The organism is Carboxydocella sp. ULO1, assembly GCF_002049255.1.
Lineage (GTDB): Bacteria > Bacillota.
This window is the reverse complement of the sequence record NZ_BDLQ01000022.1, coordinates 100,415-115,299: the sequence shown is the minus strand read 5'-3', so window position 1 is coordinate 115,299 and position 14,885 is coordinate 100,415. Positions and strand designations below refer to the sequence as shown.

Here is a 14,885-nt window from a genome sequence, read left to right as displayed (position 1 = left end):
AACCGATGGCGCCGAGGTTAAGGGACCTGTCGCCTGAAACTGCATCTGCAAAAGAGGCTAGAAGACGCCGGCGGTCGCCGAAGAAATTTCCTAGGCTGCCCACCAGAGATGGAGTTTGCTGGGGATTAAAGTGTGGACTAAGTGGTAATCCAGTCTTGCCGGCGGTGACGCGGCAAAACGATGGGAAAGGGGAAACCGCCTCATGCGGCGACGCAGAGGAGCATCGTCTGGGAAAACCTACTGGACCTGAAGCCACAACGTTTACTCAGCAGACTACCACCTGCCAGTAGTAGCTGTTACATATATTTTTTTTTATCATTTAAGAGGTGACCGGATTGGGTAATAATAATCATAAATTGAGGGCACAGGTGCGGCGCCAGGTTTTAGTTGTAGGTTTATTGACTTTCTTTACAGCTATGGCTATCAGCAGTGGGACGGAAGCGGTTGTAAACCGATTTCCCTCGGCACTGGCGGCTTTGCCCTTTCTGTTAATTATCATCGCTGTAGGCATTATTTTTGATATGATCGGAGTGGCAGCCACGGCTGCTGCAGTAGCTCCGTTTCATGCCAAAGCAGCGCGAAAAATTCCAGGCGCAAAACAGGCGATTTCTCTCCTCAATCATGCTGATAAAGTGGCCTCTTTTTGTAATGATGTGATTGGTGATATTTGCGGTACAGTCAGTGGTGGACTGGGAGCAACTATCGTTTTTTTATTAGTCAGCAGTCATCCGGACTGGAATAAAGCCTGGTTGGGCACCATCATGACCGGTTTAATTGCTGCTGTTACCGTCGGAGGCAAGGCTGGTGGGAAAAAGCTGGCCATTGACCATGCAGAAGAAATCATTTTCCTGGTCGGCCGGTGCCTGGCCTGGATTGAAAGGCAAACAGGCTGGACGCTGTGGCCGGACAAGAAAAATAGCAAGGGCGGGAGAAAGAGGAATGACCACTTCAATTCTTAGTCAGATCAATGGACCGGAAGATTTGCAGGGATTAACCTTGAACCAGCTAAAACAGCTGGCGGAAGAAATTCGCCGGGAACTGATTGAAGTTACCTCCAGAACGGGAGGACATCTGGCGCCCAATCTGGGGGTTGTGGAGCTGACCATCGCCTTGCACCGTGTGTTCAATTCCCCTGCAGATAAAATTATCTGGGATGTGGGCCACCAGGCTTATGTTCATAAACTGCTAACGGGCCGGCGGGATCGGTTTGCTACTTTGCGTCAGCTGGGGGGAATTTCCGGCTTTCCCAAGCGGGAGGAAAGCCCCCATGACATTTTCGCTACCGGGCACAGTTCCACTTCTATTTCCGCTGCTCTGGGCATTGCCCTGGCCCGGGATATGAAAAAAGAGGATTTTAAAGTGGTGGCTGTAATCGGTGATGGGGCTCTTACCGGAGGTATGGCTTTTGAGGCGTTAAACCATGCCGGACACACCAAAACCGATTTGATTGTGATCTTGAATGATAATGAAATGTCCATTGCTGAAAATGTAGGGGCCCTTTCTTCCTACCTGACCCGCATGCGCACTGACCCCAAGTATTATAAGGGAAAAGAGGAAATTGAATACATATTAAAGCGTATCCCCAATATCGGTCCCAAGATGTTGCAACTGGCTAACCGTCTCAAGGATAGTGTCAAACACCTGGTAGTGCCTGGTATGCTCTTCGAGGAGCTGGGCTTTACCTATCTTGGTCCCATCCCCGGTCATGATCTAGCGGCACTGAAAAAGGTGCTGCATGATGCCAAAGCTTTGACAGGGCCGGTGCTGGTGCATGTGATTACCAAAAAAGGCAAAGGCTATTTGCCGGCAGAGGAGAATCCTGACAAGTTTCATGGCACCGGTCCTTTTGATATAGCTACCGGACAGAGTGCTGGCGGCACGGGGCCCATCTCTTACACCGAAGCCTTTGGCCGGGAGCTGGTGGCACTGGGACAGCAGGATGCCCGGATTGTGGCTATTACGGCAGCGATGCCTACCGGGACTGGACTGTACCATTTTGCCAGGGAAATTCCCCATCGTTTTTTTGATGTAGGGATTGCAGAACAACATGCCGTTACCCTGGCGGCCGGAATGGCTACCCAGGGATTAAAGCCGGTGGTGGCTATTTATAGTACTTTTTTGCAAAGAGCCTATGACCAGGTGCTACATGATGTCTGTTTACAAAAGCTGCCGGTGGTGCTGGCCATGGACAGGGCTGGCCTGGTGGGGGAAGATGGTCCCACCCATCACGGTGTTTTTGATATTGCCTATCTGCGTTCCATCCCCAATCTGGTTTTGATGGAACCTAAAGATGAAAATGAATTACGCCATATGCTTTATACTGCTATCCAGCATGATGGCCCTATTGCCCTGCGCTATCCCCGGGGGAACGGCATCGGAGTGCCGCTGGAACAGCAGCTACGCCAGCTGCCCCTGGGTAAGGCGGAAGTGCTGCGGGAAGGCAGTCAGGGCTGGATTCTGGCTCTGGGCTCTCTGGTTTATGATGCGCTGGCAGCGGCAGAAGAGCTGGCAGGAGAGGGGCTGGATATCGGGGTTGTTAATATGCGGTTTGTAAAACCCCTGGATGAGGATCTGCTGCATCGATTGGTAGCTACCAATACGCCCTGGTTAACGGTGGAAAACCATGTCCTGGCCGGCGGTTTTGGTTCAGCCATTCTGGAGTTCCTCCATCAAAATGGTTATCAACGACAGGAAGTGACCATGCTGGGTTTGCCCGACCAATTCATTGAACACGGCCGGGTGGAAGAGCTGAAAGCTATCTATTGCCTGAATCAGGACGGCATCAAGGCCAGTTGTCTGGAAATGCTGGCAAAGCGCCAGCAAAAAACCATTCTGGTTGCAGGGAAATAGAGGTGAACAGAATAATGAGCAAAAAGCGATTGGATGCCCTTCTGGTTGAGAAGGGCTTTTTTTCCAGCAGGGAAAGGGCTAAGGCGGCCATTATGGCCGGTCTCGTTTTTGTGCAAGGCAGAAAAGTGGATAAAGCCGGGGAAATGGTGGCTGAGGAAGTGGAAATCAAAATTAAAGGGGAGGACTTTCCCTGGGTCAGCCGGGGGGGACTGAAACTGGAAAAGGCCCTGCGGGTCTTTGCCTTTTCTGTAAAAGACCGGGTGGTGCTGGATATCGGGGCCAGTACCGGTGGATTTACCGATGTCTGCCTGCACTATGGAGCTCGCCAGGTGATTGCCGTCGATGTCGGCTATGGGCAGCTGGCCTGGAAACTGCGTCAGAACCCGCGGGTGCTGAATCTGGAGCGCACCAATATCCGCTACTTGACCAAAGAGGAACTACCCCTGGTGCCGGAAAGGGTTGTGATTGATACCAGTTTTATCTCCCTGGGGCTGGTATTGCCCAGGGCCTGGGAGCTCAGCAGCGCTGATGCCCAGGTAATCGCCCTGGTCAAGCCCCAGTTTGAGGCAGGCCGGGAGAAAGTGGGTAAAAAAGGGGTAGTACGGGACCCCGGTGTACATAAGGAAGTGCTGGAGAAGGTAACGGCCATGGCCCGGGAGCAGGGGTTTAGTATCCTGGGGCTGGACTATTCGCCTATTAAGGGTCCGGAAGGAAATATTGAATATCTCCTCTGGCTGGGCAAAATAGAAACTGGATGGAGTGAAGCAGAAGTAAGTCACCGGATAGAACAGGTGATACAGGAGGCATTTGCCGGAGCTCAATAATTTTTTTTAACAAATAGCAGGAAAACAAAAAGAAATATAGTATATAATATTTATCAGAGCAACAGGAAATAGTATGACACATTTCCTTATTAGCGAAGGCGGTGAGGACTATAGAACTGACCAAACGCCAGGCTGAGATCATCCGGATTGTTAAGGAAGAAGGGCCAATTACAGGGGAGCAGATAGCCGAACGGCTGAATTTGACCAGGGCCACCTTAAGGCCTGATCTGGCCATATTGACTATGGCGGGTCTTTTGGAAGCCAGACCCCGGGTAGGCTATTTCTATTCCGGACGTTCAGTGCCAAATCCTTTTACTGAAAAGCTGATGTCCATCAAGGTAGGGGATGTTCATTCCCTGCCCAAGGTAGTGGTGGATACCGCCACGGCTTATGATGCGGTAGTCACCATGTTTACGGAAGACGTGGGCACCCTGTTTGTGGTTACCAGTGAGGGACGGCTGGAAGGAGTTGTTTCCCGCAAGGATTTGCTCAAGGTAGCTATCGGTGGCAGTGATTTGCATAAACTGCCGATTGGGATTGTTATGACCAGGATGCCCAATATCATTACCACTACACCGGAGGAAAGTGTTTTCAAGGCTGCCCAGAAGCTGATCGCTCATGAGGTGGATGCATTGCCAGTAGTCAAACCCATGAATGAAGAAGATGGGACTGAAAGCTGGCAAGTAGTAGGTAGACTAACCAAAACCAATATCACCAGGCTATTTGTAGAGCTGGTGCAAGGAGGAGGGGATTTCCATATCCCGGGAAAACTCTAAGCCGGTAGTTTATGTACTTTCAGACTCCATCGGGGAAACCGCTGAGTTTGTAGTGAAGGCAGCCCTGAGCCAGTTTAACTCAGAAGGGGAAAGTCTGATCATCAAGCGGGTTCCCTATGTGCATGATGCTGAATATTTGCGGGAGGTCATCGATCAGGCCCGGGCTGATGGAGCGGCTTTGGCCTATACCCTGGTATTGCCGGAATTACGCCGGATTTTACAGGAGGAAGCCAGAGATCTGCCCCAGGTGGATATTATGGGGCCGATGATGGATGCCCTCAGTCTGGTGATGGCAACAGAGCCCAAGCTCAAACCCGGTCTGGTTCACCGCATAGATGAAGAATACTTCCGCAAGGTGGAGGCTATCGAATTCGCTGTCAAGTATGATGATGGCAAGGATCCCAGGGGTATTACTCACGCCGATATTGTTATAATCGGGGTTAGTCGTACTTCCAAAACTCCGCTCTGTATGTATCTGGCTCATAAGCGCATCAAGGCGGCCAATGTGCCACTGGTACCGGAAGTGCCTCCCCCGGAAGAGCTGTTCAAATTGCCACCGCGCAAGGTGATCGGTTTGACCATCAAGCCGGAACAGCTCAATATCATCCGGCAGGAGCGCCTTAAAACCCTGGGCCTGACATCCAGTGCCGAATATGCTTCCATGGAGCGGATTTTACTGGAACTGGACTATGCTGAGAGTATTATGAAAAAAATCGGCTGTCCGATTATTGATGTGACCAATAAGGCGGTGGAGGAAACAGCCAGCCGCGTTTTGGAAATTTTCTACAAGGGGGAGAGAAACAAGTATGTCTAAGAAGTGGGTATACCTTTTCCAGGAAGGAAAAGCGGACATGCGGGACTTGTTGGGAGGGAAAGGAGCCAACCTGGCGGAAATGACCAATATTGGTCTACCGGTACCTCCTGGTTTGACCATTACCACTGAGGCCTGTAATGAGTACTATGCCAATGGTCAGCAGTTCCCCGCCGGCCTGGTTGACCAGATCAAGGAAGCTCTGGCCCAGGTGGAAAAGCAAATCGGTAAGAAGTTTGGGGATGAAAACAACCCCTTGCTGGTATCCGTGCGCTCCGGTGCCAAGTTTTCCATGCCCGGGATGATGGATACTATCCTTAACCTGGGTCTGAATGACCAGACGGTGGAAGGGCTGGCCCGGGCCACCAGTAACGAACGGTTTGCCCTGGACTGCTATCGCCGGTTCATTCAAATGTTCAGTGATGTGGTGCTGGAAGTACCTCATTACCAGTTTGAAACCGTTCTGGAAAGACACAAAGAGCGGCTGGGCGTCCACTATGACCACGAACTGGATGCCGCTACCTTGCGGGAAGTGGTAAAGGAGTACAAGGCCATTACCCGGCGGGAAGCCGGGGTGGATTTCCCCCAGGATCCAATGGAACAGTTGCTGCTGGCTGTTAAGGCAGTATTCCGCTCCTGGAATAACCAGCGGGCCATTGTTTACCGCAAGATCAATGGCATTCCTGACCATCTGGGTACAGCAGTGAATGTTCAGACCATGGTCTTTGGTAATATGGGCAATGACTGCGGTACCGGGGTTGCTTTTACCCGTAACCCCAGCACCGGGGAACCTGTTCTCTATGGTGAGTATCTGATTAATGCCCAGGGTGAGGATGTGGTAGCCGGAATCAGAACACCTCAACCCATTTCTACCTTGCAGGCAGAAATGCCGGAAGTTTATCAGCAATTTGTGGCAGTATGCAAAATCCTGGAAAACCATTATAAAGATATGCAGGATATCGAGTTCACCATTGAACGGGGCAAACTCTATATTCTGCAAACCCGGACTGGTAAGCGGACTGCAGCAGCAGCTCTGAAAATTGCTGTTGATATGGTCAATGAAGGGCTGATTGACAGGAAAACTGCTATCCAGCGGATTGAACCCGCATCCCTGAACCAGTTGCTGCATCGCCGTATTGACCCCAATGCCAAACTGGATGTTGTGGCCAAAGGCTTGCCGGCATCTCCGGGCGCTGCATCCGGCCAGGTGGTATTTGATGCTGATGAAGCTGAGAAGCTGGGACTGAATGGGGAAAAGGTTATCCTGGTCAGAATGGAAACCACTCCTGATGACATCCATGGTATAATCCAGGCTCAAGGGATTTTGACTTCCCGCGGTGGTATGACCAGTCATGCGGCTGTGGTGGCCCGCGGCATGGGCAAACCCTGTGTTTGTGGCTGTGAGGCCATTAAGATCGATTATGAAAATGAGCAATTCCAGGTTGGAGAACGGGTATTCCGCAAGGGAGATATCATTTCCATTGATGGTGCTACCGGTCAGGTTATCGCTGGTCAGGTACCCATGATCGATCCGGAAATTTCCGCGGAATTTGAGCTGCTGCTGAGCTGGGCTGATGAAATCCGGACCATGAAAGTGCGAGCCAATGCGGATACTCCGGAAGATGCTGCCAAGGCCCGCCAGTTTGGGGCAGAAGGGATTGGCCTTTGCCGCACTGAGCATATGTTTATGGCCCAGGATCGGTTGCCAATCGTGCAGGAAATGATTCTGGCCGAGAACAAAGAAGAGCGGGAAGCTGCCCTGGCCAAACTGCTGCCTATGCAGAGGGAAGACTTCTATGGCATCCTGAAAGCTATGGCTGGCTATCCAGTCTATATCCGTCTGCTGGATCCGCCTTTGCATGAGTTCCTCCCCAATCAGGAAGAACTGGTAGTGGAAATAACTACGCTGAAATTGACCGGTGGAGACCCGGCGGTGATTAAGGCTAAAGAACAGTTGCTCAAGAAAGTCCGGGCCTTGCATGAGTTTAACCCCATGCTGGGTCATCGCGGTTGCCGCCTGGCCATCACCTGGCCGGAAATCTATGCTATGCAAGTACGGGCTATCTATCAGGCAACCGCCCAGCTGATCAAAGAGGGGGTTGACGCTCGACCGGAAGTGATGATTCCGCTGGTAATTGAGGCGGAAGAATTGCGCAAACTGCGGGAGCTGAGCGTTCAGGTTGCCAAAGAGGTGATGGCTGAGTATGGCGTAGAGGTGCCGATCAGTGTCGGTACCATGATCGAGCTGCCGCGGGCCTGTGTCACCGCTGATGAAATCGCTCCCCATGCCGATTACTTCTCCTTCGGTACCAATGACCTGACCCAGACTACCCTGGGCTTTAGCCGTGATGATGCTGAAGGCAAGTTCATGCAGGACTACCTGGATCAAAAGATCTTTGCTGAAAATCCCTTCATAGTTCTGGACACCAGGGGAGTTGGCAAATTGATGAAAATGGCTACCCAGCTGGGACGGCAGGCTAACCCTGCACTGAAGGTGGGTATCTGCGGTGAGCACGGCGGTGAGCCCAAATCCATCTTCTTCTGCCAGGAAGCCGGTCTGGATTATGTCTCCTGTTCACCTTACCGGGTTCCTATCGCCAGGTTGGCTGCGGCCCAGGCAGCTCTAGGGGATGTAACGCGGGATAAATAATAAACAAAAAAATCTAGAGCTCTGCCTTGTGGCAGAGCTCTTTTTTGTTGACAATCATATAATACAGGAGTATAGTTTAAATGTTAGGAAATCCGCAGAGACCGGAGGTGAGGGGAAAATGGACGGAGGCCCCAGTCGAGAGGGTTACTGGCAACAAATGAATAAACGGTGGGCAACTGCCTTTTCCCGCTCCGGAAAGGTGGTTGGCCCTGCCTGAAAAGGGGGGTAGCCATGCTCTGCATTTATTTCTATGATCATGCCACCAACAAAATCTACTTTGATGCCGACCTATCCCGCAAGGATGAGTACCTCAAGGACCCCCGCAATTTACTCTGGATTGATATTTATGATTGTACCGCCAAGGACCTGGAATTACTGGCCAATGCCTTCCAGTTTCACCCAATGGCTTTAGAGGATGTTTTGCAGGAAAGTCCCCGGGCCAAGGTTGACCGCTATGATGATTACTATTTCTTCGTTTTCCACTCCCTGCGTTATGATGAGGAAAGCGATGAAGAGATTACCACTGTGGAACTGGATGTTTTCCTGGGCAGTAATTACCTGGTAACCATTCACAAGGATGCCCTGTCCAGTGTGGCCCGGGTAGTGAAACAGTGCTGGTACACCAGCCGCTTGATGCAGCGGGGGCCAGATTATTTGCTATATAACCTGGTGGACGGTATTATCGATGAATATTTCCCCATTCTGGAGCGGATTGGCGTCCGGATTGACGAACTGGAAGATGAGCTATATGTCAATCCCATTCAGGAAGTAACCGATGAGTTCCTGGCCTTAAAGCGGACCATCCTGTTATTGCGAAAAGTAATCATGCCTCAGCGGCGGATTTTTGCCAATGTCAATGGGCGTTATTCCTTTCAAATTCAGGAAGAGAATAAACCTTATTATATGGACCTGGTGGACAATATTGAACGCATTATTGACACTACCGATACCTACCGGGATCTGGTCAATGGCGCTATGGACACCTATTATTCCATTGTTTCCAACCGCACCAACGAGGTAATGCGCTATCTCACCATTATCTCTACCATTATGATGCCGTTGACTTTTATCACCGGTTTGTTCGGGATGAATGTACCCTTGCCGGGGGCCCACAGCCCCTATACCCTGTATATTATATTGCTGGGGATGCTGGGGTTAACCGTGATCATGCTCTGGTACTTCCGGAATAAGGACTGGGTCTGATGGGGATGAGGGCTGTTAAAGACCGCTACCGCTGGTTTTTAACAGCCTTTTTCCTATGCGAAGGAGGAATTGACGTGCGTCTGTTTCTTGGTTTATGGTTGCCTGGGCAGTGGCGGGAGCGCTTAGCAGGCCTGGAGGTGCCCTGTCCCGGGGTCAAATGGGTAGAAAAGGAGAACTTGCATCTGACCCTGCGCTTTCTGGGAGAAGTAGATGAAAAAAGCCTTCCCAGCCTGCAAAAACATCTGGCTTCGATTTCACTATCGCCTTTTACTCTGCAGTCTTCCGGGCCAGGGGCTTTCCCCGATCGGTCGGCTCCCCGGGTGCTCTGGTGGGGGGTAAGAGGCAGGACGGAGAGGGATAGTCAGCGGCTATTTCAGTTAAAGACAGAGGTGGATGAAGCCTTGAGCCGCTGGGGAATGGCACCGGAAGCCAGGGGCTGGCGACCCCATATTACCCTGGCCCGGGTAAAAGAAGGAGCCAGGGTTTACTGGCCGCCGCAGCAAAATATCCTACTGGCACCCTGGCCGGTAACCGGATTTGCCCTGATTGCCAGTACCTTAACCGCTCAGGGGCCAATTTATCGAAACCTTTGTGAATTTTCTTTGTCGGGGCAGGAAGAAAAAAAGGGCTGAGCGAATATATTATTAGGAAATTAAGAGTAAGAGGTGAAGAAATAGATGCTGATAATAGGTATCAATGGCAGTCCCCGCCAGGATGGCAATAGCGGTTTTTTGCTGGAACAGGCCTTAAAGGGGGCAGCAACCTTAGGAGCGCAGACGGAAATTATCCAGGCCGCAGAAATTCTGGCAGATGTAAAGGTACCCTTTTGTACGGTCTGTACCAATCCCTGTGCCGGGGTCTGTGCCCATAACAATAAACTGGGCGAGACCTATGAACTGCTGAAAAAGGCCGATGGGATTATCATGGCCAGTCCTGTCTATTTTGGCACTGTCAGTGGACAATTGAAAGCATTCTGGGATAAAACCCGATATCTGCGGCGGGACAAACATTTACTGAATGTGGTAGGAGCGGCTATAGCCTGTGGAGCATCCCGGTTTGGGGGCCAGGAGACGGCAGTAGCTGCCATGCATGATATGATGCTAGTTCATGGGATGATCATTGTCGGTGACGGTTTTGCCGAACTCGATTGCGGTCACCAGGGGGTAGGGGCGCAAAAACCCGCTGAGCAGGATCAGGATGCGGTCCGCCGGGCGGAAATGCTGGGGAAACGGGTGGCCCAGGTTGCTCTGGCCACGGCAGCTATTCGTCGTCGCTAACTTTTTGAGGTGAGAATATGATCAGAAGAGAAACAGAACTATGGGAGGAAGAACACCTTTCCCCGTTTGCTGCTCGCAGCAGTCTTAGCCGTGGCCGGCAGCGGGAGGAAAAAGAGTGTGATGTCCGCACCGCCTTTCAGCGGGACCGGGACAGGATCTTGCATTCCAAGGCTTTTCGCCGTTTAAAACATAAAACCCAGGTGTTTATTGCTCCTGAAGGAGATCATTACCGTACCCGGTTGACCCATACCCTGGAAGTAGCGCAAATCGCCCGCACTATTGCCCGGGCCCTGCGCTTGAACGAAGATCTGACGGAAGCTATTGCCCTGGGCCATGACCTGGGCCATACTGCTTTTGGTCATGCCGGGGAAGAGGCTTTGCAGGAAGTCTACCTGCCCGGGTTTGCCCATAATGAACAAAGTTTGCGGATCGTGGACAAAATAGAAGGCGGAGGAGCGGGTCTGAATTTGACCTGGGAAGTGCGGGATGGTATTCTCCACCATACCGGTGACCAGGATCCTGCTACCCTCGAGGGGCAAATTGTTAAAATTGCAGACAGAATTGCCTATATCAACCATGATATTGATGATGCCATCCGGGGCGGGGTTCTGGAACTGGATGATTTGCCCCGGGATTTGCTGACAGTGCTGGGTCGAAAACACTCCGAGCGGATAAACATCATGGTCAGGGACATGATTGAAGCCAGCCGGCAGCAGCCGCGCATCAGGATGAGTCCGGAAATCTGGGAAGCGACCATGGCTTTGCGGTCTTTTCTTTTTGAACGGGTTTATGTGGGTTCTCAGGCTAAAGCCGAAGAGGAGAAGGCCAAAAACATAGTGCAGGAGCTTTACAGTTATTATGTCGAGCATCCGGAACAGGTTCCGGCTGAATTTTTGACCATCGCCCGGCAGGAAGGGGAAAGTCAGGGTCGCAGTGAGGAGGAGAACCGGGCCCGGGCTGTGGTAGATTATGTGGCCGGTATGACCGATCGTTATGCCATCAAAAAATATACCGACTTGTTTGTTCCCAGGGGGTTTCCCCTTTTTCAATAAATTTTTTCGAATAAAGCAGGAATTTGTCTTGTTAAGGCGAATATACAGTAAATTGTCTGACCTCTTAAAATTGCCTCTTGACAAGCAGCAGGAAATCTGTTATTAATGGCGAACTCTATTTTTATCCTAATTTTAAAGCAGGTGAGGCTGGTGGGAGGATTCCTTTCACCCCAATTCATAGAGCAAGTGCGCTCAGCCAATGATATAGTAGAGGTCATCAGTGAACATGTCCTGCTGAAACGCCAGGGGCGGGAATATGTGGGACTTTGCCCTTTTCATCAGGAAAAGACTCCTTCTTTCTTCGTTTCACCGGAAAAGCAGATGTTTTATTGTTTTGGCTGTCAGGCTGGAGGAGATGTAATCCGTTTTTTGATGGATAGCCAGCGCCTGACTTTCCCGGAAGCGGTGGAACGGCTGGCAGAACGGGCGGGATTGCCTCTGCCCGTGATGGAGGGAGAGACCAGGGAACTGGGTCAGAAGACAGAAGGGTATGAGCTCAACCAGCTGGCAGCAAGATATTTTAGCTGGCGCCTGGAAAGGCCGGAAGGTCAGGAGGCCAGACAGTACATTGTCCGGCGCGGTTTAAACCAGGAAACTGTACAGAAATTTGCCCTGGGCTATGCCGGCCCGGAGTGGGACCACCTGACCAGAGCCTTCCGCAAAAGAGGTTATGATCCCAGGGTGCTGGTGAAATGGGGGTTGAGCCGCACTGGCAGTTATACCGGCCAGTATCTGGACCTTTTTCGCCACCGCCTTATATTTCCCATTTTCGACACCCGGGGTAGAATTATTGCCTTTGGTGGCCGCATCCTGGGTGAGGGGCAGCCGAAATACCTCAATACTCCGGAAACTCCTGTTTTTGATAAGAGCAGTAATCTCTATGGGCTCTTTCAAGCCCAGCAAGCAATCCGGGACCAGAATCTGGCTATTGTGGTGGAAGGTTATCTGGATGTGCTTTCTCTCCATCAGCGAGGTATTACCAATGTGGTTGCTCCCCTGGGGACAGCTTTGACAGAAGCCCATGGCAAGCTGTTGCGCCGCTATACCGACCGGGTGGTGATCGCCTTTGATGCTGACCCGGCCGGACAGAAGGCAGCTCTGCGTTCCCTGGACCTGTTGCTGGGCCTGGGGCTGGAAGTGCGGGTACTGGTTTTGCCGGATGGGAAAGACCCGGATGAATATTTGCAAAAACATACAGTGGAAGAATTCAGGGAATTACTGGCTACAACTCTGGATTTGCTGGACTTTAAGCTCAAACTCTGTGCTGAGAGCTATGACCTTAGCACACTTACGGGCAAAAGGCAGACCTTGCAGCTGATTATACCCAGTCTGGCCGCAACTCGTGACCATTTGCGCCGGGAAGAATATATCCGACGCCTGGGCCAGGAACTCAACCTGTCCTGGGAGACCATTGAAAGCGAATTGCGACTTTTCTTGCGCCAGAGGGATAAAATTGTAAAAAATAGGCATACTATTGATAATGTAAGCCAGAATTCGCCAAACCATCCGATTCTGGATGGGTTAACCAAAGCGGAATGGTGGCTGGCCCGCCTGGTGGTGGAATATCCCCACTGGTGGCCGCGAGTGCAAGCCAGTCTGGGGGAGAAACCCTGGCGGGATGAACAGCTGACCAGGGCAATGCAGGTCTGGCAGGAGACAGGAGCCCTGCCGCAAAGTGATGTGGAACTGGGCCCGGTAACTGCTCGACTGTTGACTCTGCCAGTGCCCCTGGAACAGGCTGAAGCCACCTTGCAGGATTGCATACAAACCCTGGTGAAGGGAAGGCTACAAAGAGAGCGGGAAGAGATTTTGAAACAGATTAAGGCTGCGGAAGAACGGCGGGATTTTCAGACTGTAAAGGAGCTGGCCAGCCGTTTGACCCGGTTGCAGAATAATTCTAGCACCCTGGAAAGGGGGGGAGCTTGATGGCAAAAAACGAAGAACAACAAAATAGCAAAGACATGAACGCCCTCAAGGAAGAACTCAAGAAACTGATCGACAAAGGCAAAAAACGGGGCCTCTTGACCTATGGCGAAATCATGGACACCCTCCAGGGTGTGGAATTAACCCCGGAACAGATCGATGAAGTCTATGAAACACTGGCAGGGATGGGCATTGAAGTGGTGCCGGAAACCGGGGAAGTGGACATGCTGCCGGCTGATGATTTGCCCCCTGTAGATGATGAATTTCCTCTCACCGAAAACCTGGAAGATGAACTGAACCTGGATATACCGGAAGGTATCGGGATTGATGATCCGGTTCGCATGTACTTGAAGGAAATCGGGCGGGTGCCCTTGTTGACCCCGGAAGAGGAAATTGAGCTGGCTAAACGCATGGAACAGGGAGATGAAGAGGCTAAACGCCGGCTGGCGGAAGCCAACTTGCGCCTGGTGGTCAGTATTGCCAAACGCTATGTGGGGCGAGGCATGCTGTTCCTGGATCTGATCCAGGAGGGGAATCTGGGTTTGATCAAGGCGGTAGAAAAATTTGACTACCGCAAAGGCTACAAATTCAGTACCTATGCCACCTGGTGGATTCGTCAGGCTATCACCCGGGCCATTGCAGATCAGGCTCGTACCATCCGGATTCCGGTGCATATGGTGGAAACTATCAACAAGCTGATTCGCGTTTCCCGCCAGCTCTTGCAGGAACTGGGGCGAGAGCCTTCACCTGAAGAGATTGCCGAGGCTATGGATGTACCGGTAGAAAAAGTGCGGGAAATTATGAAAATCGCCCAGGAACCGGTGTCCCTGGAAACCCCCATCGGGGAAGAAGAAGACAGCCATCTGGGAGATTTCATCGAAGATGAAGATGCTCCGGCACCGGCGGAAGCAGCCAGTTATCATCTGCTGAAGGAACAGCTGGAGGAAGTACTGAGCACTCTTACCCCCCGGGAAGAAAAGGTCCTGCGCTTGCGTTTTGGCCTGGAAGACGGTCGGGCCAGGACTTTAGAGGAAGTGGGTCAGGAATTCGGGGTGACCAGGGAACGGATTCGCCAGATTGAGGCCAAGGCTTTGCGCAAACTGCGCCATCCCAGCCGCAGTAAAAAGTTGAAAGACTTTTTGGAATAAAATCTCGGCAAAAAAGGCCTTGACCAGAAACGGCATTTGCCTTATAATATCTAATGTCGCGGCATTCCCCGATAGCTCAATGGTAGAGCGCCCGGCTGTTAACCGGTAGGTTGCAGGTTCGAGTCCTGCTCGGGGAGCCATTGCTGGGCCTATAGCTCAGTTGGTAGAGCAACCGGCTCATAACCGGTCGGTCGCTGGTTCGAGTCCAGCTGGGCCCACCACTATCCAGTCAGGAGAGGGCGATTAGCTCAGTTGGTTAGAGCGCTTGCCTCACATGCAAGAGGTCACAGGTTCGAGTCCTGTATCGCCCACCAGCATAGATTACAAGCCAGGCTAAGGCCTGGCTCTTTTGCTATTATCAGGGAGGAGAT

12 protein-coding genes and 3 tRNA genes are annotated in these 14,885 nt (G+C 51.6%); all 15 read left to right on the top strand.

Features of this window, described 5'->3' with window-relative positions:
* The first annotated feature begins 335 nt into the window (after positions 1-335).
* The 15 genes from ULO1_RS05315 to ULO1_RS05245 all read left to right on the top strand — a co-directional run bounded on the left by ULO1_RS05315 (position 336) and on the right by ULO1_RS05245 (position 14,828).
* Complete coding sequence (locus ULO1_RS05315) at positions 336-959, top strand: hypothetical protein (RefSeq protein ID WP_078665145.1); 624 nt, start codon at positions 336-338, stop codon at positions 957-959.
* Positions 940-2,850: a 1-deoxy-D-xylulose-5-phosphate synthase gene (gene dxs / locus ULO1_RS05310; RefSeq protein ID WP_078665144.1), complete on the top strand. Its 1,911-nt coding sequence runs from the start codon at positions 940-942 to the stop codon at positions 2,848-2,850. Before ULO1_RS05315 ends, dxs begins: the two co-directional genes overlap by 20 nt.
* A 14-nt stretch (positions 2,851-2,864) precedes the next feature.
* Positions 2,865-3,674: a TlyA family RNA methyltransferase gene (locus tag ULO1_RS05305; RefSeq protein WP_078665143.1), complete on the top strand. Its 810-nt coding sequence runs from the start codon at positions 2,865-2,867 to the stop codon at positions 3,672-3,674.
* A gap of 110 nt (positions 3,675-3,784) precedes the next feature.
* Positions 3,785-4,450: a helix-turn-helix transcriptional regulator gene (locus ULO1_RS05300; protein WP_078665165.1), complete on the top strand. Its 666-nt coding sequence runs from the start codon at positions 3,785-3,787 to the stop codon at positions 4,448-4,450.
* Complete coding sequence (locus tag ULO1_RS05295) at positions 4,425-5,264, top strand: pyruvate, water dikinase regulatory protein (RefSeq protein ID WP_078665142.1); 840 nt, start codon at positions 4,425-4,427, stop codon at positions 5,262-5,264. The genes ULO1_RS05300 and ULO1_RS05295 overlap by 26 nt, the downstream gene beginning before the upstream one ends.
* The gene (gene ppdK, locus ULO1_RS05290) at positions 5,257-7,911 is read left to right on the top strand and encodes a pyruvate, phosphate dikinase (protein WP_079933113.1); all 2,655 of its coding nucleotides are present in this window, start codon (positions 5,257-5,259) and stop codon (positions 7,909-7,911) included. Before ULO1_RS05295 ends, ppdK begins: the two co-directional genes overlap by 8 nt.
* A gap of 231 nt (positions 7,912-8,142) precedes the next feature.
* The gene (corA, locus tag ULO1_RS05285; protein WP_078665140.1) at positions 8,143-9,114 is read left to right on the top strand and encodes a magnesium/cobalt transporter CorA; all 972 of its coding nucleotides are present in this window, start codon (positions 8,143-8,145) and stop codon (positions 9,112-9,114) included.
* 74 nt (positions 9,115-9,188) lie between these two features.
* On the top strand, positions 9,189-9,746 hold the full coding sequence (gene thpR, locus ULO1_RS05280; protein ID WP_159446541.1) for an RNA 2',3'-cyclic phosphodiesterase: 558 nt from the start codon (positions 9,189-9,191) through the stop codon (positions 9,744-9,746).
* Between the two features lie 45 nt (positions 9,747-9,791).
* Positions 9,792-10,391, top strand: a complete 600-nt coding sequence (locus tag ULO1_RS05275) for a flavodoxin family protein (RefSeq protein ID WP_079933112.1) — start codon at positions 9,792-9,794, stop codon at positions 10,389-10,391.
* A 17-nt stretch (positions 10,392-10,408) separates the two neighbouring features.
* The gene (locus ULO1_RS05270) at positions 10,409-11,443 is read left to right on the top strand and encodes a deoxyguanosinetriphosphate triphosphohydrolase (protein WP_078665137.1); all 1,035 of its coding nucleotides are present in this window, start codon (positions 10,409-10,411) and stop codon (positions 11,441-11,443) included.
* A 150-nt stretch (positions 11,444-11,593) separates the two neighbouring features.
* Positions 11,594-13,369, top strand: a complete 1,776-nt coding sequence (dnaG, locus tag ULO1_RS05265) for a DNA primase (protein ID WP_159071835.1) — start codon at positions 11,594-11,596, stop codon at positions 13,367-13,369.
* A gap of 35 nt (positions 13,370-13,404) precedes the next feature.
* On the top strand, positions 13,405-14,514 hold the full coding sequence (rpoD, locus tag ULO1_RS05260; protein WP_375804187.1) for an RNA polymerase sigma factor RpoD: 1,110 nt from the start codon (positions 13,405-13,407) through the stop codon (positions 14,512-14,514).
* Between the two features lie 65 nt (positions 14,515-14,579).
* Positions 14,580-14,654, top strand: a tRNA-Asn gene (locus tag ULO1_RS05255).
* Between the two features lie 5 nt (positions 14,655-14,659).
* Positions 14,660-14,735: transfer RNA gene (locus tag ULO1_RS05250), tRNA-Ile, on the top strand.
* 16 nt (positions 14,736-14,751) lie between these two features.
* A tRNA-Val gene (locus ULO1_RS05245) sits at positions 14,752-14,828 on the top strand.
* Positions 14,829-14,885 lie beyond the last annotated feature (57 nt).